We start from the raw sequence: 18499 nt of genomic DNA on the forward strand, positions 1-18499 counted from the left end.
TAGCAGATTCATCAGTAGTCGCGCAGGGCATACCAAACTAGAGAGGGCACTATGGAATGGATACATCAGGTTTTCACGAAATCACCGGAGATCGCGCTTTTCCTGTCTCTGGCGGTGGGGTACTTCATCGGCCAGATCAACTTCGGCAAGTTCCAGCTCGGTGGCGTGGGCGGGTCGTTGCTGGCGGCGGTCGTCATCAGTCAGTTCGGTGTGCAGATCGATAACGGCGTGAAGTCCGTCATGTTCGCGATCTTCATCTATGCAGTCGGCTATGACTCAGGACCGCAGTTTTTCAACTCGCTGTCGCGCAAGACCCTGCGTGAGATCGCGATGGCGGTGTTCCTCGCGGTGTCCGCCCTGGTGACGGTGCTGGTGTGCGCGAAGCTGTTCGGCTTGAACAAGGGCATTGCGGCCGGCTTGGCCGGGGGAGCGTTGACGCAGTCAGCCATCATCGGAACAGCGGGTGACGCCATCGCGCGGCTCGGGCTGCCGGTGGCTGAAACCAAGGCGCTCCAGGGCGACGTGGCAGTCGCTTATGCCGTGACGTACGTATTCGGATCGCTGGGCGCGATCATCGTGTGCGTGAATATCTTGCCGAAGTTCATGGGGCAAGGTCTGAAGGAGGCCGCAGCGGAAGCGGAGAAAAATTTGCTGGGCGGCGCGGTCGCGCATGGGGCCGGTCAGACAGCGGCGCTGCCGGAGCTGGTCGGGCGGGCTTATCGCGTAACCGGCGGCAGCGGTGCGGCGGCGCGCGCGGGCGGCGCGGATGCCGGGGCGCTGTCGATCAAGGCCGCTCCAGGCGGATTGGGTGAATCGGGCGCGGGCGGTGCTGCGGGCCGGACAGTCGCCGAGATCGAGATGGCCGAGTCCGACATGATCACCATCGAACGAATCCGCCGGGCCGGCAAAGCGGTGGAGCCGCGGCCGGACGTGATGCTGCAGGTCGACGATATCGTGCTGGTCGTCGGCCGGCGTGAGGTCATGGTGACGGCGGCGTCGAACATTGGTGAAGAGGTCGCGGACACCGACGGCATCAGCGTCGTGATGCAGAACCGGCAGGGCGTGTTCACGCGCAAGGGCATGAATCACATGACCATTGCGGCGGTGCGCACGACCGTGGATCGTGACTTGCGGCACGGCGTCTTCGTGCAGGAAATTCGCCGGGCGGACCAGCCGTTGCCGATCCTTCCCGAGACCCAGCTCGAACATGGCGATGTCATTACGTTCTACGGCTCGCCGCAGGATACGAAGCGCGCCGTGGATGCAGCGGGTTATGAATTGCCGGTTACCAACAAGACCGATTTCATCTACATGGGCGTAGGGATCGTGCTTGGTTTGCTGATCGGGTTGATCGTGGTGACTGTAGGCGGTGTGCCATTGACCCTGGGCTCCGGCGGAGGCTGTTTGCTTGCTGGGCTGGTATTCGGCTGGATGCGGGGCAAGCATCCGATGTATGGGGTGATGCCATCGGCGGCATCGCAACTGATGAAGGATTTCGGGCTCGCGGCGTTCGTGGCGGCGGTTGGTCTGAACTCCGGGCTGGCGGCCGTGGTGACAGTGAAGAACAGCGGCCTCACGATCTTTTTGCTGGGTGCGATCGTCACGATAGTGCCGCTCGTTCTCACGATGCTGTTCGGCAGATACGTGCTGCGATACACAAACGCCGCGCTTCTTGCAGGCGCCCTGACCGGATCGCGCAGTGCGAATCCTGCGTTCGGCGGCGTGCTTGATAAGGCGGAAAGCGCGGTGCCAACGGTGCCGTTCGCGATTACCTATGCGTTGGCGAATGTCTTGCTGACATTGCTGGGACCCCTGGTGGTGGGATTGGTCTGAAGATGGCCTGAAGATGGTTTGAGTGCGCACGGTTAAGTGAAATCATGCGCACTCAAAAAAATTTGAACTGAAGCGAAGGGCTTGAGCCCAACGACATTCAGCATGAAAGGAGACCGCCCATGACGTCGCAACAAAAGACCGTTCATCTTCCGGCAGCAACCCCGCATGGGACCGGGGAGCAGGTCCCGGCCCTGGGCCAGGGCACTTGGGAAATGGGCGACAGCGCCAGAACCCGCCACGCCGAAATCGCCGCGTTGAAAGCTGGCGTGGACCTTGGCATGACCGTGATCGATACCGCGGAAATGTACGGCGAAGGCGCGAGTGAAAAGCTGATCGCTGAAGCATTGAAAGAGCGTCGCGAAGAGCTTTTCATCGTCAGCAAGGTTTATCCGCATAACGGCAGCGAATCCGGCGTGAAGGCCGCGTGTGAACGAAGCCTCAGGCGGCTGCAGACTGACCGCATCGATTTATATCTGCTGCATTGGCGCGGCGGTGAGGATCTGGAAGGGGTGATCGGCGGCTTCGAGGCTTTGAAGGCGCAGGGCAAGATCCGCCACTGGGGCGTGAGCAATTTCGACACCGAGGACATGGTCGAACTCTTCGCCCTGGAAAACGGTAACCGGTGTGCAACCAACCAGATTCTTTATAACGTCGCCCGGCGCGGTCCCGAATTCGAACTCCTGCCGTGGCTGCGCGAACACAATTTGCCGGCGATGGCATACAGCCCCGTCGATCACGCGCGCCTGCCGAAACAGAGCGTCCTGAACGACATCGCGAAGGCCCGTGGTTTGTCTGTGATGCAAGTCGCGCTCGCGTGGGTCTTGCAACAACCGCAGGTCATGGCGATCCCGAAAGCCGCGACTGTCGCGCATGTGATCGAGAACGCGGCAGCGCGGGAGGTGATTTTATCGACGGAAGAATTGAGTCTTATCGACACCCAGTTCAAACCGCCGAAATCAAAACGTCCGCTGGAAATGCTTTAAGGGGGCGGGGCGGTTCGGGGTGCCAGGTTCCTGCGTTAGCGGTCGGAGTCATTGCCGGGTTGCTGCTTTCGGCCTTAGCGGCCTGCTTGAGTTAGCTGTTTTCTTTACCACTATTAGCCACTGCGCGTGGCGGCGCGTCATTTCTTTGTCCAAAGCGACAAAGAAACGAAGCAAAGAAAGCGCTTTCAAAACGCGGGCTCATAAGTTGACCTAGCGTGCAGTTCCTGCGTTTTTGGCACCCCAAAAGCACGGTGCTCGCAAGAACGACGGATGTTTGAACCCCTCCTTCTCGCGAATCCTGACACGAACACGCTTCGCCCCGTACGCTCTCGGGCAAGCACCCTTGCCAAGAAACCCGCACAGCCCCACGCGTATTTACTGCTACGGGTCTTCATGGGTTAGCTGCTTGGTCGGCATGATTGGCCCGGTTATTTTTTGACGTTAAGGCCTCATCTATCCGAGCACCTTGTTTCGAGGCGGGTTGGCGACGTGGTTCGGCATGCGTACAAATTCGGTGGGTGGTTGTTCGCGGATAGCGCGGGGTGCACCTGTGGCAGGTTCAGTCACTGGTGGCGAAGCGTGTGGGTATCGGTGTTCGGAGAAGGAGGGTTTCACACATCCGTGGCTCTGGCGAGCACCGTGCTTTTGGGGTGCCAAAAACTTGGAAACTGCACGCTAGGTCAACTTACGAGCCCGCGTTTTGAAAGCGCTTTCTTTGCTTCGTTTCTTTGTCGCTTTGGACAAAGAAATGACGCGCCGCCACGCGCAGTGGCTAATAGTGATAAAAAAATGAGCCAACTCAAGCAGACCACTAAGGCCGAAAGCAGCAACCCGGCATAGACCTAGAACCCCTAACGCAGGAACCTGGTACCAACCCCGACCACCCCCCCGAACCTGCTTCCGGTAACGCCACGTTCCTTCAACCTTAACTTCAGCGCGCCGACTCACTCAGGCTTTTGCAAGCGCTTCAGCTCGGCTACAGGAATGTGGCATCGAATCCTGTGTCCATCGGCGGCGTGCGTGTACGGCGGTTCCTCCTGCTCGCAGACCGCTCCAATCTTGCGCGGACAGCGGGTATGGAACACGCATCCCGAAGGTGGGTTCGCGGCGCTCGGCAACTCGCCTGAAAGGCGGATACGCTCGCGCGCTTGCGGTTCATCGCCAATTGCCGGAATCGATGACAACAGCGCTTCGGTATAAGGATGATGCGGCCCGTCGAAGACGTCCGTCGCGCGGCCAATCTCCATCAGCCGGCCGAGATACAGCACCGCAATACGATCGGACAGATAACGCACCACGTGCAGATCGTGCGAGATGAATACGTAACTCACGCCGCGCTCGCGCTGCAGGTCCGCAAGCAGATTCAGGATGGCGGCTTGCACGGAGACATCAAGCGCGGACGTAGGCTCGTCGCAGACCACGACGCGCGGATCACCGGCGAACGCCCGGGCAATCGCCACGCGCTGTTTCAACCCGCCCGACAATTGCCGCGTGCGCGAGCTCAGATAGCGTTCGGGCAAGCGCACGGCGGCAGTCAGCGATTGCAGCCGCGCCTCCTTCGCCGCCCCACGCAACGCGCCGAGTTTCGATAATGACCGCGCGATCAGCCGACGCACCGAATGCGCCCGGTTCAACGCGGAATCCGGATTCTGGAACACGATCTGCAGCGACTTGACCTGCTCGTCGTTGCGGTTTGTCACGCGCGCCGGCAGAGCGGCGCCGTCGAGCTCCAGGGAGCCGCCCGCATCCGGCGAGAGCAAGCCCAGCAAAAGCTTCGCGAGCGTGGTCTTGCCGCTGCCTGACTCGCCGACCAGCCCGAGCGTTTCACCCAGCGCCAGTTCCAGCGACACATCGTGCACCGCCCGCAGAGATTCCCCGCCGACATGAAACGTCTTCGATAAATTCTCCGCGCGCAACGCAACCGGCGCATCCGTCCGGTCGACAGCCGCGCTCAATACTTCCGGTGTCGCGCGCGGCAAATCGATTGCCCGTTCGTGGTAGTGGCAGCGCGCCATCTGGTCACCATGTGCGGCCGATACCCGATACGGCGGCGGCGCGTCACGATGGCAACGGTCATCGGCGAGCTTGCAACGCTGCGCATAGATACACCCCTGCGTCACCGATCCCGGCAGCGGCAGCGAGCCCGGAATGGTGTCGAGGCGGCCGGTGTCCTTGCTGCGTCCCGTGGTCGGCAGGCAGCGCAGCAAGCCCACCGTGTACGGATGCCGAGGCCGCGCGAATACATCGCGTGTGGTGCCTTCTTCGACCAGCTTGCCTGCATACAACACGCCGACGCGATCGCACATCCGTCCGATCACCGCCAGGTTGTGGCTGATGAAAAGCACCGCTGTGCCAAGCTCTTCGCGCAACTGCGCGATCAGGTCGAGCACCTCGGCTTCCACCGTGGCGTCGAGCCCGGTAGTGGGTTCATCGAGGATCAGCAACTCCGGGTTGCACGCGAGCGCCATCGCGATGACCACGCGCTGCTGCATGCCGCCCGACAATTGATGTGGATAACTATCCATCACGCGCTCGGGCGACGAGATGCGCACGCGCCGCAGGATGTCGATGGTGTGTTCCAGCGCTTCATTCACTGACGCGCCCGCGAGCTCGAACGCTTCCGACACCTGCCGCGCGATGGTCAGAGACGGATTCAATGCGCGGCCCGGGTCCTGATAAACCATCGATACCGCGTTGGCGCGCATGTGCCTCAACGTGTCGGCGTTCATCGAAGCGATGTCGTGGCCGGCGATCGAAATCTTCCCCGACTTCACGCGGCCGTTGCGCGGCAGATAACGCAATATGGCGAGTGCGGCGGTGGACTTCCCACAGCCCGACTCGCCAACCAGCCCGTACGCCTCGCCGCGTTTTACCCGCAGCGAGATGTCCTGCAGCACTTCGCGGTCGCGCCCGCGCGAACGGTACGCGACCGTCAGGCCGACGAGCGTCAGCGCGTCGGTGTCGGCGCTTTTCGATCCATCGAAGATGGGGAAGGCCGATGGCGGCGGTCCGTTCATCGGTCGAGCACTCCCTGTATGCCATCGGCGACGAGGTTCACGCCCACCACCAGCGAGGCGATCGCGGCGGCATCGAACACGACGGTCCACCATGCGCCGCCTGCCATCAGCGTGTAGCACTCGGAGAGGGCGAGGCCCCAGTCGGCCGACGGCGGCTGAATGCCGAAGCCGAGGAACGACAGCGTGGCGACCGCGAAAATGGCGTAACCGAGCCGCACGGTGGCTTCCACGATGATCGGCTGCAGCACGTTCGGCAGGATCTCCGCGAACATGATGTAGAACGCGTTTTCGCCGCGCAATTGCGCAGCCAGCACATAGTCGAGATTGCGTTCGGCAAATACGGCCGCACGCACGGTGCGCGCGGTGATCGGCGTGAAGGTGATGCCGATCACCAGGATCACGGTGGTGTTGCTCGCGCCGACTGCCGCGAGAGCAAGCAACGCGACGATCACCAGCGGCAACGCGAGCACCGCGTCGATCAGCCGGCCGATCACGTTGTCGACCCATCCATCGAAATAACCGACGATCAAGCCAACCGCCGTCCCGGCTAGCGTGCCTAGCAGGGTCGCAAGCGGCGCAATGGTGAGAATGTCGCGCGCGCCAACGATCACGCGCGCGAACACATCCCGGCCGAGTTGATCGGTGCCGAACCAGTGCGTCGCGTCGGGCGGGGTGAGTGAGCTCAGCGGATCGGTCGCGTACGGGTCCTGCGGCACGACCCAATGTCCGAACAGCGCGCACGCGACCCAGAACAACAGGATCAGCACGCCGACCACGAACGTGGGTGAACGCAGCAAGGCCTTGCTGCGTTCGAAACGCGGCGCCTTGTGCGGCACGGGCGCGACAGTTGCCGTGCTCATTGCGCGTTCCTTACCCGCAAGCGCGGGTTCAGCACCACATATAACGCATCCGCGATCAGGTTCGCCGCCGTATAGATGACGCCGATAGTCAGCACACCGGCTTCGAGCATGGGGAAGTCCTTGCCTTTGGCGGCGTTGTAAATGAGCGAGCCAATACCCTGGTAGTGGAACAGCGTCTCCACCACGACCAGCCCGCCGATCATATAGCCGAGTTGCGTGGCGGCGACCGTGACGGTCGGCAGCAGCGCATTGCGCAACACGTGGCGCATGATCACCACGCGGCGCGGCAGGCCCTTGAGGATCGCGGTGCGGGTGTAGTCGGCATCGAGCGCTTCGACGGTTCCGGCGCGCGCCATTCGTGCGATGTAACCAAAGAACACCAGCACCAGCGGCAACACGGGCAGGATCAGATGCTGCAACTGAATGAACACGTTCGACCCGGGTGGGAACGTCGCTTCAATCGGCAGCCATTGCAGCCAGATGCCGAACACGAGAATCAGCACGATGGACGAGACGAACTCCGGCACCACCGTCGCCGATAACCCCGCAATGCTGATCGTCCGGTCGATCCAGCGCCCTTCGTGGAGCGCGGAGTACACGCCGCCGGCAATGCCGAGCGGCACGACGACGATAAACGCCAGCGCGCCGAGCTTCGCCGAATTCAACAACGCGTCGCCTATGAAGGGCGCAACCGGTGCGCGATACGAATACGACTGGCCCATGTCGCCGCGCAGGAAGTGGCTGATCCAGCCGGCATATTGCGTGAGCAAAGGCCGGTCGACGCCCAGTTGATGATTGAGCGCGGCGACCGCGCGTGCATCGGCTAGTGGCCCGAGGATTGCACGGCCGACATCGCCGGGAAGCAACTGTCCGCCCGCGAACACGATCACCGACAACAGCCACAACGTGATGAACGCAAGCAACAGCCGCACGCCGATAAACCGCGCAATGCGCGCGGCGCTTCCGGCGTGGCTGCGTGAGCTTATTTTCGGCGCGCCCGGCGCGGCGGGAGGAGAGACCGTGTTCATTGTCGGAGCGTCCTCGGGTCAGGCTTCAATGCGCGAGACTCAAAAATGCGCCTACGCGCCGATAGTCGCGCGTTGGAAATACAACTGCGAAATGGCATTGAAGCGCACGCCTTTCACGTTCGCCCGCGTGACGATCAGCTGATCGTAGAAATAGGGAATCACGATCGGGGTTTCATCGAGCAGCAGGGTCTGGATCTGACCGGAGAGTTTTTTCTGCGATGCCACGTCGAGCGCCGCCACGAAATCCGCCACCAGCTTGTCGTATTGCGGGTTCTTGAAATGCGCGGCGTTCCACGTGCCTTCGCTGGTCAGCGGTGCATTGAGAAACACGTTCGGCACACCACGATGCCCGTAGTCCGTAATGCCGAGCGGGGAGTCGAGCCAGTCCGATTTGCCATACGTGCCTGCGCCGTAATACAGCTCCTGGCTTTCCACCTTCAGCGTGATGCGGATGCCGACCGCTTTCGCAGCGTTCTGGATCACGACGGCGAGATCGGGAATCTCCATGTACTTCTCGGTGGTGAGCGTGACATCGAAACCGTTGGGCACGCCTGCCGCCGCGAGCAATTGCTTCGCCTTCGCGACATCGAGCTTGCGCTGCGGCACCGACAAATCGCTGGACGGAAACACCGGCGAGAACGGACTGTCGTTACCGAGCGCGGCGTGGCCCTTGAACAGCCCCTTCACGATCACCTCGCGATTCACCGCCAGCGCCAAAGCCTGACGCACGCGTTTGTCCTTGAACGGACCGGTGTCGGTGCGCATATGCATCTGCCGATGCGCGCTCGACTTTACGCCGAGCACCTTGAACTCGGGATTCGTCATCATGCCAACGCCGCCCTGCACGGTGAAGTCGCCCATCACGTCGGCTTGCCGGCCTTGCAGCGCGAGCAGCTCCGATTGTTCGTCGGCGTAGAAGGCGAACGTCACCCGGTCGGGCAGCGCTTTTTCGCCCCAGTAATCCGGATTGCGCACGAACGCCGCGCCCACTTTCGGCGTGTACGACTCGAACTTGAACGGCCCTGTGCCCGGGAACGACTTCTCGTACGTGCCGCTGAAATTCGCCGGCAGGATCACGGCGTTGTACGTGTCCGAGGAAACGTAATACGGGAAGTTGCCGTTCGGCGCGTCCAGATGGAACTCGACCGTCATGTCGTCGATAACCTTCACCGAGCCCTTCGACAACACGCCCTTGAGCACCGAGAGCGCCGCCGAACCGCTGGCCGGATCGGCGAGCCGGTTGAAGGTTGCCGCGACGTCCTTGGCGGTCATCGATTGACCGTCGTGGAACTTGACGTTCGGACGCAGCTTGAAGGTCCACACATCGCCCTTGTCGTTCGGCTTCCACGAGAGCGCGAGGGAAGGGCGCAGCACGAGCGCCTGACCGTCATCGTCGATGAGAAACTCGCCGGTCTGATTGATCAGCGCGAGGCCGGCCGGATCAGTGACGGTGAGCGGATCGACCTGGCCCGACGGCGTCAGATGGGCCACGCGAATCGTGCCGCCGGGCTTGCCCGCAGGCGCCTGTGCGCGCGCGTGCGGCATGCCGATCAAGCCGCCCGCGGCCATCGACAAACCCAGCAAGCTCGCGTGCCGCAGCAACTCGCGGCGCGAGAGCCGGCCGGCCTTGAATTCATCGATGGCGTGGTTGCCGAGTTCTCCCGCAGATCCCCTCGCCTGTTCCAGCGCTGCGTGGAAGGGGGAAAGCGACTCCAGATCGGTTGCGGTCTTTTTCATCGGGCTGTCCGGTTCAGGGTTCGGTTGTTGTTTTGACTCGACGATACTGCGCCACCCCACGAGGGACGGTAGCAGCTACGGAATCGGATGCTGCTTTCAGTTTAACGGAGCAAATAGTGTTCTGATTCCTGACGCGCGTTTCACGTGGCAATTAATTGCACGTGCCGCGGGACAGGCGCTCCGTTGCGGAAAAGCTTGCTCAAAGCGTGTGAACGAAGCGTCAGGAAGACGGTAGAAAATTCCGCACCTGACGCGCGTGGCTCAGGTCATGCCATCGTGTTCAATGCTGGTGTGGGTGTTTATGAATCGGATCAACCCAGAACACTTCCTCGGGCTCCTCCACTGCATCGATATTCAGATTCACCACCACCGCCTCGTTGTCGCTGCGCACGAGTACGCATTCGAGCGGTTCGTCGGTGAGTGCGTTGATTTCCTGATGCGGCACGTATGGCGGCACGAAGATGAAGTCCCCCGGTCCGGCTTCAGCGGTGAATTCCAGATGATTGCCCCACTTCATGCGCGCCTGGCCGCGCACGACGTAGATCACGCTTTCCAGCGCGCCGTGATGATGCGCGCCGGTCTTCGCATTCGGATGGATCGTGACTGTGCCCGCCCAGATTTTCTGGGCGCCTACGCGTGCAGCGTTGATTGCGGCCGCTCGATTCATTCCGGGCGTCTGTGGGGTATTCGTATCAAGTTGATCGCCCTTGATCACCTTGACGCCGTTCTCGCGCCAGTCGGTGTGTTCGTGGTCGTGTTCGTCGCTCATTGTCTTCGTCTCCGCCGATCCATGAAAAGGCTGCCGTCAATCTACGTCACAGTCACTCTGGCAAAAAGCAAAAAAGTCCGTTGCCGCCGGGAGGCAACAACGGACTTCGTTACGTCGCTAAGTCGCCCGATTCGATTTTCGAGCCTGGCAACGTCTACTTGCTCTTCGAATTCACGATGGCTTCAGCGACGTTGTTCGGCGTCTCGGCATAGTGCTTGAACTCCATCGTGTAAGTGGCGCGGCCTTGGGTCAGCGAGCGCAGCGTCGTCGAGTAGCCGAACATTTCAGCCAGCGGCACCTCGGCGCGCACGATCTTGCCGCCGCCGCCCGCAATGTCTTCCATGCCCTGCACGATCCCGCGGCGTGACGACAAATCGCCCATCACGTTGCCCATGAAATCCTCAGGCGTTTCCACTTCCACGGCCATCATCGGTTCGAGCAGCACCGGCTTGGCTTTCCTCATGCCGTCCTTGAACGCCATCGATCCAGCCATGCGGAACGCGTTTTCGTTCGAGTCCACGTCGTGGTACGAACCGAAGGTCAGCGTCACCTTCACGTCCACCACCGGATACCCCGCCAGCACGCCGGCTTTCAGCGTTTCCTGAATACCCTTGTCGACCGCCGGAATGTATTCTCGCGGCACGACGCCGCCCTTGATGGCATCGACGAATTCGTACCCCGTGCCCGGCTTTTGCGGCTCCAGCTTCAGCACCACGTGCCCGTATTGACCGCGTCCGCCGGACTGCTTGACGAACTTGCCTTCAATATCTTCGACCGGAATGCGGATCGTCTCGCGATACGCAACCTGCGGTTTACCGACCGTCGCTTCGACGCCGAACTCACGGCGCATCCGGTCGACCAGAATTTCGAGGTGCAGCTCGCCCATGCCAGAAATGATCGTCTGGCCGGATTCCTCGTCGGTCTGCACGCGGAACGACGGATCTTCCTGCGCGAGCCGGTTCAACGCGATACCCATCTTTTCCTGGTCGGGCTTCGTCTTCGGCTCGACGGCCTGCGAGATCACCGGTTCCGGGAAGATCATGCGTTCGAGAATGATCGGATGAGCCGGGTCGCACAGCGTATCGCCGGTGGTGGCTTCCTTCAGGCCCACGGCAGCCGCAATATCGCCGGCGCGCACTTCCTTGATTTCCTGACGCTCGTTCGCGTGCATCTGGAGAATCCGGCCGAGCCGCTCCTTCTTCTCCTTGATCGCGTTGTAGACCGTATCGCCGGAATTGACCACGCCCGAATACACCCGGAAGAAGATCAACTGGCCGACAAACGGGTCCGTCATGATCTTGAACGCGAGCGCGGAGAACGGATCTTCATCGGTCGGATGACGTTCCGCGTGTTTGTCGTACTCGTCCACGCCGTTGATGGCGGGGATGTCCGCCGGCGACGGCAGATAGTCGATCACTGCATCCAGCATGGCCTGCACGCCCTTGTTCTTGAACGCGCTGCCGCAGAACATGGGGACGATCTCGCTCCTGAGCGTGCGCGCCCGGATGGCTTCCTTGATCTCGTCTTCGCTGATTTCTTCACCGCCAATGTACTTGTCCATCAGCGCTTCATTTGCGTCCGCTGCAGCCTCGATCATCTTCTCGCGCCATTCTTCGGCGGTGGCGACCAGGTTCGCGGGGATGTCCTGGTATTCGAACAGCACGCCCTGGCTGGCTTCATCCCAGATGATTGCTTTCATCTTGACCAGGTCGACCACGCCCTGGAAGTGTTCCTCAGCGCCCACGGGAATCTGCATGGGCACGGCGACGCCCTTCAGGCGCTCGCCGATCTGACGTTGCACGCGGAAAAAGTCGGCGCCCACACGGTCCATCTTGTTGACGAACGCAATGCGCGGCACTTTGTATTTGTTGGCCTGGCGCCAGACCGTTTCGGATTGCGGCTGAACCCCGCCGACCGAGTCGTAGACCATGCAGGCGCCGTCAAGCACGCGCATGGAGCGCTCCACTTCGATGGTGAAATCGACGTGTCCCGGCGTATCGATGATGTTGATCCGGTGTTCCGGATAATTCCCCGCCATGCCTTTCCAGAAGGCCGTGGTGGCGGCGGAGGTGATCGTGATGCCGCGCTCCTGCTCCTGCTCCATCCAGTCCATCGTGGCCGCGCCGTTGTGAACCTCACCAATTTTGTGATTCACACCGGTATAGAAAAGAATGCGTTCGGTGGTGGTGGTCTTGCCGGCATCGATATGAGCGCTGATACCAATATTCCGATAGCGGTCGATGGGAGTCTTGCGGGGCACTTGAACCTCCTGTTGATTGGTTGGAGCTTGGTAGCCCGAACCGGGCACAATGGCCTGGCCGGCGGCTCCGGAGCGAAGCTCTGTCGTGCTTGGCGAGCGCTTCGCTGGTTTATCAGGATAGCGCGTCGAGAAGGTCTTTGCAGGATTCTTGCCAGCTCGGCGAAAAAGATGAATCTTTGATGACGCGTGGATGGCGTTCCGGGCGCTGTCCAGCGTTCCGCACGTCTCAGACAACAAAAAGCCGGCGCGCGCGCAAAAAGCGGGCGGCCGGCTTTGGTCAAGAGCGACACTAGTGGCGCCGGAGGAGCGGAGCGCGCTGCGATCAATCACCCCCGCCCGAGGCACATGTCATTGCGGTGCAGGCAACCCCTTGATCTGCATGCCCGGCTGAATCCCTTTCGATGCAAACCAGCCTTTGCTCATTTCCAGTGCGTACACACCGTTATTGCGCGGGCAGTGGTTGTTTTCCGTCTCGGCCTGCATTTCGTCGATATCCGTGACCGTTCCGTCCGCGCGCATGAACGCGATGGACAGCGGGATCAAGGTGTTTTTCATCCAGAAACAGTGGACGGCCGTCTCATTGAAGACGAACAGCATGCCTTCGTTGGGCTCGAGCTTCTTGCGATACATCAGGCCCTGTTCGCGATCGGCATCGTTCGCGGCAACGGCGGCGTCGATCACATACATGCCCGCGGTGAGTTTCGTGTGCGGGAAATCGGCGGGCTTTTTCGCACCCGCCGGCATTTCTCCTGCTGCTGCGGGCAGCGGTTGAGCGTGTGCTGCCAGCGGTGCAACCGCCATCAACGAAACGAGCGGAACGGAGAACGCAACCAGCGCGCGGCGCACGAGACGCCCAAGATCAAACGATGAAACCGAACGGGGCGAGAGCCATGAAAGACGCACGGCGAAACTCCTGGTGAGATGAAGCCGGTTAGCTGAAGAATCGGTGAAGACTGGCGCATGTTACTTGAGCGGGCGCACGCCGACAAAAAGTGCACGCAGACTCAAGCCACGGGCATTTCAAAGACCCAAAGAAAAAGGCAGAAACCCTTGCGGGTGTCTGCCTTTCAATGCCGCTTTCGCGGCGGCAATGCTTGGTGTAGCGTCGCGTTACCGCGATCTATTACCAACTTACTCCGACGCGGCCGAAGCAGCAGCAGCCGAAGCTGCCTTCTTGTGCGTAGCCTTCTTGTGGGTCGACTTCTTGTGCGTTGCCTTGTGAGCGGTCGAAGCAGCTGCAGGAGCCGATGCTTCCGGGGCCGAAGCTTGTGCAAATGCAGCCGTTGCGAACAGGCCAGCGACGAGAGCAGCGATCAGTTTGTTCATGTTGTAAATCCTCAGCTTTAGTTTGATTTAACCTTGTGACCCGGTCGATGGAGTCATGACGGTAAACGAGCCATCCACCTTTTGGTTGACAGGGGGATCGAACAAAACTTCGATCCCGCTGCGAGCGCTTGAACCTTACATAAAGCCTTCGAATGCTGGCTGTGTGTTGCGGTCCTTCGCTAATGCCGGATGGCGGTTTTAAGGCATCTGCAGCGAATAACGCCGCACGTCGGAAGTCCGTTGACGTGTTTTTTCGGCAATCGTGCAGCGATGATTGTTTGCAAGGCGAAATAAATTTGTAATGTCTGGCTCTGGATGAAACGTTACGCTCAAACGATGCCATTCCACGGCGCGCGCGGCGGCAGTTCGATCGATGCGCCCGGCGCCAGTCCGAGACTGAATATATCCAGCGCGCCGATACCCACGCGCACCAGCCGCAGTGTTGGATATCCGACAGCTGCGGTCATTCGACGCACCTGCCGATTACGGCCCTCGCTGATCGACAGTTCGATCCAGGTGGTTGGAATGGCGGCGCGATAACGGATAGGCGGGTTACGTGGCCAAAGCTGGTCCACCCATTCCACGGGTTCAACCCGCTTCACGCCGCACGGCCGCGTCACGAAGTCACCCAGGTCCACACCCGCGGCGAGACGCTCGAGAGCGGCCGCGTCGGGCTTGCCATCCACTTGTGCCCAATATCGTTTGACCAGCTTGGACGCGGCTCGGCGATACGCGCCTGAAGCGCGCCATCGTCGGTGAGCAGCAGGAGGCCTTCGCTGTCGGTGTCCAGTCGGCCGGCCGGATAAACGCCGGGCGTCTTGACCCAAACGCCTAGCGAAGGGTGCTTCTCGTGCGGCGAAAATTGACAGATCGTGCCGAATGGTTTGTTAAGAGCAAGCAGCGGCATGGCGGGGAAATCGATGAGGAAACGCGCTAAGGAAACGAGGCTGCAATCAAGCGCAGCGCGGGAATCCGGCTATGGCGGATGGCGCGATATTAATGCATAATCCGAAACATCAAGTCTTATATAAGACATAAGACTGAAATCAAGCAGCAGTCGGTCGCGGCCGCAGCGCGCAAACGCCATCAACGGACAATCTTCGGACCGCGCCCACGCGCACCATTTTGTTGCAATGCGGCGAAACGGGTGCCGGGCAGGCGTTCCGCACCGTGGGCTAGAATACCCTTCTGGTCGCCTCGGGCACCGCGCCGGCACTAGCGCTGGTAGTCCGGTCACCGTTCGCTCATCTGCTTTTCGCCGAATTTCCGAACGTATTCTTCGCATTTCTGTAGTTAGCTAGCCTAGCCATCTTTGGAGTCGACCATGCCGTATCAGCACATCAAGGTTCCGACGGGCGGTGACAAGATCACCGTTAATGCGGATTACTCGCTCAATGTTTCCGACCAGCCGATCATCCCTTTTATCGAAGGCGATGGGACGGGTGTTGACATCACGCCGGTGATGATCAAGGTCGTGGACGCTGCCGTGGAAAAAGCCTATGCAGGCAAGAAGAAGATCCACTGGATGGAAATCTTCGCGGGCGAGAAGGCCACCAAGGTGTACGGCCCGGACGTCTGGCTGCCGGATGAAACGCTCGACGTGCTGAAGGAATATGTCGTCTCCATCAAAGGGCCGCTTACCACGCCGGTTGGCGGTGGCATCCGTTCGTTGAACGTCGCGCTGCGCCAGCAACTCGACCTGTATGTCTGCCTGCGCCCGGTGCAGTATTTCAAGGGTGTGCCGTCGCCGGTGCGCGAGCCGGAAAAGGTCAACATGATCATCTTCCGCGAGAACTCGGAAGACATCTACGCCGGCATCGAATGGGCGGCCGAGTCGGAAGAAGCGAAGAAGGTCATCAAGTTCCTGCGTGAAGAAATGGGCGTGACGAAGATCCGCTTCCCGGACACGTCGGGCATCGGTGTCAAGCCGGTGTCGCGTGAAGGCACGGAGCGCCTGGTTCGAAAGGCGATCCAGTACGCCATCGATCACAATCGCAACACTGTCACGCTCGTGCACAAGGGCAACATCATGAAATACACGGAAGGGGCGTTCCGTGATTTCGGCTATGCGCTGGCGCAGAAGGAGTTCGGTGCGGAACTGATCGACGGCGGCCCGTGGATGAAGATCAAGAGCCCGAAGGGCGGAGACATCGTGCTGAAGGACGTGATTGCGGATGCGTTCCTCCAGCAGATCCTGCTGCGCCCCGCTGAGTACGACGTGATCGCCACGCTGAACCTGAACGGCGATTATGTTTCGGACGCGCTCGCCGCTCAGGTCGGCGGTATTGGCATTGCTCCGGGCGCGAATATGTCGGATTCGGTGGCCATGTTCGAAGCGACGCACGGCACCGCGCCGAAATATGCGGGCAAGGACTACGTGAATCCGGGTTCGGAAATCCTGTCGGCGGAAATGATGCTGCGCCATCTCGGCTGGACTGAAGCGGCGGACATCATCATCAAGTCGATGGAAGCGTCGATTTTGAAAAAGCGCGTGACGTATGACTTCGCGCGTTTGATGGAAGGGGCGACGCAGGTTTCATGCTCGGGCTTCGGGCAGGTGCTGATCGAAAACATGTAAGTTCGGCCAGGCTTCAGGGAACGCCCCGGTGCGAGCAGCTCGCCCGGGGCTTTTTTCATGGGCAATGCGAACGCGATTGGCGCCACTTTGCACAGCTCTGTCAAAACTTGTCGCAAGCGAGTGTTTCACTGCAGCGGAGTGATACCCTCGAATTGCTGGACAACCTATGTGTTTTTATACAGTTCGCCTCGCTGGACACGCCTATGCCTCACCAAAATTCGAACCTGAATATCGTGTTCGCCCGCTGGCTCGCGAAAGAAACGCGCGGTTTGCTTGGCGGCCTCGCGGGTGGCGTGATCGGGGGTGTTGTCGCGTTCACGCTGATAAATCGTTTTAGTGCAAGCAGCCTGGCGAATGGCGTCGATGCAATTTCCATTGCAAACACCTATATCGTCTATTCGACACTCATGATCGCGGCCGTTGCCGTTTTCCTGACCATGGCGGGTTTGATATTCACGCAGCATTTCGCCATGGAGAAAGAACGTCACGTCGCGGACGCCTTTGCAGCGTTGGTGGCCGAAATGGCCCGCACCAACGGGTGCGCTGTAGAAGTCGTGAAAGAAGTCATGAAGAACGCCGAAGTGGTCCAGCATTTCGAAGATCAGGTAAAGGAGAAGCTCAGGGAAGTGATGCGTGCGCAACTGGACAACGCAGACCAGCGTAGGGCGCGTGCGCGTAGCGAACGTGATGCGCTGTCGCGCATAGCCAGCGATTTGGAAAGCGCCTAGACCGTTTGGGAGGAAAGAATATGACGATCGTTTCCGCTGTACCTATCTTGCGGACCACTGCAGCGTTGGCGGCATTTTTGATGGCCGAGCGCCGTTACGACATGGTGGAGTTCGCACCGCCAATCGAAGTCGACGAAATCGCAAGATTGCTCCAGATCAAGGTGACCGAGCATGCGGATCCCGGCGCCGCTAACACCATCGGCAAGATAACGCTGAACCAGGAAGGGCCTGCCGAGATCTGGATCAATCCGGCGGAAAATGCCTATGGCCCAAGGCGTCGATTCACCCTGGCTCACGAAATAGCGCACTTTTGCATGCACAGATCCGCCGACCGCCACGAATTTATCGACGACAAAAGCACCATGAATCGCAGTGAATCCTATTGGAACAGTTACGAGTCCGAGGCAAACCGGTTTGCTGCCGAACTGTTGATGCCGCAACAGCTCATTGAATCGCTGGGACGGCGCGTAATCGATGCATATAAGGCGGAGCACAACACCGAAAAAATGCCGCTGACGCACTTTATCAATGTAATGGCGGCCAAATTTCGGGTTTCCCATCCGGCCATGGAGTTCCGATTGAGCAATGTCGGAATTGGCAAGCACAAATAGCCAAAGAGCCAAGAGGCGTCCCGGCTCTTCCTGTTCACGATGCACAAACAAAAAAACCCGGCGCAATGCCGGGTTTTGAGGACAGCGCGCTATCGAACGGTCAGGCAGCAGATTCCTGGATGTTCGACGCCTGTTTGCCCTTGGGTCCCTGGACGATCTCAAAGCTGACCTTCTGGCCTTCCTTGAGAGTCTTGAAACCATTCATCTGTATCGCCGAGAAATGAGCAAACAGATCCTCGCCGCCTTCATCGGGCGTGATGAATCCGTAGCCTTTCGCGTCGTTGAACCATTTGACCGTACCAGTTGACATCACTTCCCCTCACTCTCGTCGCTACCACGAGCACGCTCGAAAAGCTTGGCAACCCACAATGTGGACCGCCCCCTCCTCACAAGCTCACCGCGGCCCTTCTCCACCTGAAACGCTTCGGAAAAAAGTGCCAATTTGATTGTTTAATCTCTTAAATCAAGTGTCAAGAAAATTTTGAGATGGTCGTAAAGACGTTGTAAAGACCTCATTTCAAGGGTTTTTCCCGCTTTGCGCGTATCCCGCCGCACAAGCACGCCATCTTGAAAAGTCGCATAATCGACGCACATGAGGAGTACCGGCAGCGGGCGGCCAGAGCCAGTTGCCGCAGCGGGTTGCAGGAGCAGGTCGCACGAATGTTTCGAACAATTGCTTCGCGCGAATGGATGACCTGGTCAGTCGTAGCGGGAATGGGGCCAATGCGGTGCGCAATGCGGTTCCCAAGACAGGCTGCGTCCGAGTGGA

The 18499-nt window shown here is 60.1% G+C and carries 14 protein-coding genes and 1 pseudogene; 5 read left to right on the forward strand and 10 right to left on the reverse strand.

Annotated elements, in window-relative coordinates; genetic code table 11:
* Positions 1-51: 51 nt before the first annotated feature.
* Entirely contained in the window at positions 52-1833 is a 1782-nt protein-coding gene (locus ACSOSP_RS16720) for an aspartate-alanine antiporter family protein (RefSeq protein WP_455308423.1), read from the forward strand.
* A gap of 119 nt (positions 1834-1952) precedes the next feature.
* Positions 1953-2816, forward strand: a complete 864-nt coding sequence (locus ACSOSP_RS16725; protein ID WP_455308425.1) for an aldo/keto reductase — start codon at positions 1953-1955, stop codon at positions 2814-2816.
* Positions 2817-3760: 944 nt separating this feature from the next.
* Here the strand turns inward: ACSOSP_RS16725 and ACSOSP_RS16730 are convergent.
* The 9 genes and pseudogenes from ACSOSP_RS16730 to ACSOSP_RS16770 all read right to left on the reverse strand — a co-directional run bounded on the left by ACSOSP_RS16730 (position 3761) and on the right by ACSOSP_RS16770 (position 14720).
* A complete protein-coding gene (locus ACSOSP_RS16730; protein ID WP_455308427.1) occupies positions 3761-5833 on the reverse strand; it encodes a dipeptide ABC transporter ATP-binding protein in 2073 nt (690 codons plus the stop codon).
* Positions 5830-6693, reverse strand: coding sequence for an ABC transporter permease (locus ACSOSP_RS16735; protein WP_455308429.1), 864 nt, complete (start codon positions 6691-6693; stop codon positions 5830-5832). Before ACSOSP_RS16735 ends, ACSOSP_RS16730 begins: the two co-directional genes overlap by 4 nt.
* Positions 6690-7721 (reverse strand): ABC transporter permease, encoded by a 1032-nt coding sequence (locus tag ACSOSP_RS16740; protein ID WP_455308431.1) that lies wholly within the window; start codon positions 7719-7721, stop codon positions 6690-6692. The genes ACSOSP_RS16735 and ACSOSP_RS16740 overlap by 4 nt, the downstream gene beginning before the upstream one ends.
* A 51-nt stretch (positions 7722-7772) precedes the next feature.
* Positions 7773-9458, reverse strand: coding sequence for an ABC transporter substrate-binding protein (locus ACSOSP_RS16745; RefSeq protein ID WP_455308433.1), 1686 nt, complete (start codon positions 9456-9458; stop codon positions 7773-7775).
* Between the two features lie 280 nt (positions 9459-9738).
* Entirely contained in the window at positions 9739-10227 is a 489-nt protein-coding gene (locus tag ACSOSP_RS16750) for a cupin domain-containing protein (protein ID WP_455308435.1), read from the reverse strand.
* A 154-nt stretch (positions 10228-10381) separates the two neighbouring features.
* Positions 10382-12487: an elongation factor G gene (gene fusA, locus ACSOSP_RS16755; protein WP_455308437.1), complete on the reverse strand. Its 2106-nt coding sequence runs from the start codon at positions 12485-12487 to the stop codon at positions 10382-10384.
* A 348-nt stretch (positions 12488-12835) separates the two neighbouring features.
* Positions 12836-13288 (reverse strand): DUF192 domain-containing protein, encoded by a 453-nt coding sequence (locus ACSOSP_RS16760; protein ID WP_455310999.1) that lies wholly within the window; start codon positions 13286-13288, stop codon positions 12836-12838.
* Positions 13289-13618: 330 nt separating this feature from the next.
* Positions 13619-13813, reverse strand: a complete 195-nt coding sequence (locus ACSOSP_RS16765) for a hypothetical protein (protein WP_031359822.1) — start codon at positions 13811-13813, stop codon at positions 13619-13621.
* Positions 13814-14142: 329 nt separating this feature from the next.
* Positions 14143-14720, reverse strand: a pseudogene (locus ACSOSP_RS16770) (pseudouridine synthase).
* A 417-nt stretch (positions 14721-15137) separates the two neighbouring features.
* Between ACSOSP_RS16770 and icd the strand changes: the two are divergent.
* The 3 genes from icd to ACSOSP_RS16785 all read left to right on the forward strand — a co-directional run bounded on the left by icd (position 15138) and on the right by ACSOSP_RS16785 (position 17730).
* The gene (icd, locus tag ACSOSP_RS16775; protein WP_455308438.1) at positions 15138-16391 is read left to right on the forward strand and encodes an NADP-dependent isocitrate dehydrogenase; all 1254 of its coding nucleotides are present in this window, start codon (positions 15138-15140) and stop codon (positions 16389-16391) included.
* Between the two features lie 203 nt (positions 16392-16594).
* Positions 16595-17119 carry a hypothetical protein gene (locus ACSOSP_RS16780; protein WP_455308440.1) on the forward strand — a complete coding sequence of 175 codons (525 nt, stop codon included), beginning with the start codon at positions 16595-16597 and terminating at the stop codon, positions 17117-17119.
* 20 nt (positions 17120-17139) lie between these two features.
* On the forward strand, positions 17140-17730 hold the full coding sequence (locus tag ACSOSP_RS16785) for an ImmA/IrrE family metallo-endopeptidase (protein WP_455308442.1): 591 nt from the start codon (positions 17140-17142) through the stop codon (positions 17728-17730).
* Between the two features lie 100 nt (positions 17731-17830).
* On the opposite strand, the gene ACSOSP_RS16790 is transcribed toward ACSOSP_RS16785, so the two are convergent.
* Positions 17831-18040: a cold-shock protein gene (locus ACSOSP_RS16790; RefSeq protein ID WP_031359827.1), complete on the reverse strand. Its 210-nt coding sequence runs from the start codon at positions 18038-18040 to the stop codon at positions 17831-17833.
* Positions 18041-18499: the final 459 nt, after the last annotated feature.

Source organism: Caballeronia sp. KNU42 (assembly GCF_053760385.1).

Coding starts and splice junctions, on each gene's coding strand:
- ACSOSP_RS16720 (WP_455308423.1), top strand. CDS start 52: ATGGAATGGATACATCAGGTTTTCACGAAATCACCGGAGATCGCGCTT.
- ACSOSP_RS16725 (WP_455308425.1), top strand. CDS start 1,953: ATGACGTCGCAACAAAAGACCGTTCATCTTCCGGCAGCAACCCCGCAT.
- ACSOSP_RS16730 (WP_455308427.1), bottom strand. CDS start 5,833: ATGAACGGACCGCCGCCATCGGCCTTCCCCATCTTCGATGGATCGAAA.
- ACSOSP_RS16735 (WP_455308429.1), bottom strand. CDS start 6,693: ATGAGCACGGCAACTGTCGCGCCCGTGCCGCACAAGGCGCCGCGTTTC.
- ACSOSP_RS16740 (WP_455308431.1), bottom strand. CDS start 7,721: ATGAACACGGTCTCTCCTCCCGCCGCGCCGGGCGCGCCGAAAATAAGC.
- ACSOSP_RS16745 (WP_455308433.1), bottom strand. CDS start 9,458: ATGAAAAAGACCGCAACCGATCTGGAGTCGCTTTCCCCCTTCCACGCA.
- ACSOSP_RS16750 (WP_455308435.1), bottom strand. CDS start 10,227: ATGAGCGACGAACACGACCACGAACACACCGACTGGCGCGAGAACGGC.
- ACSOSP_RS16760 (WP_455310999.1), bottom strand. CDS start 13,288: ATGGCGGTTGCACCGCTGGCAGCACACGCTCAACCGCTGCCCGCAGCA.
- ACSOSP_RS16765 (WP_031359822.1), bottom strand. CDS start 13,813: ATGAACAAACTGATCGCTGCTCTCGTCGCTGGCCTGTTCGCAACGGCT.
- icd (WP_455308438.1), top strand. CDS start 15,138: ATGCCGTATCAGCACATCAAGGTTCCGACGGGCGGTGACAAGATCACC.
- ACSOSP_RS16780 (WP_455308440.1), top strand. CDS start 16,595: ATGCCTCACCAAAATTCGAACCTGAATATCGTGTTCGCCCGCTGGCTC.
- ACSOSP_RS16785 (WP_455308442.1), top strand. CDS start 17,140: ATGACGATCGTTTCCGCTGTACCTATCTTGCGGACCACTGCAGCGTTG.
- ACSOSP_RS16790 (WP_031359827.1), bottom strand. CDS start 18,040: ATGTCAACTGGTACGGTCAAATGGTTCAACGACGCGAAAGGCTACGGA.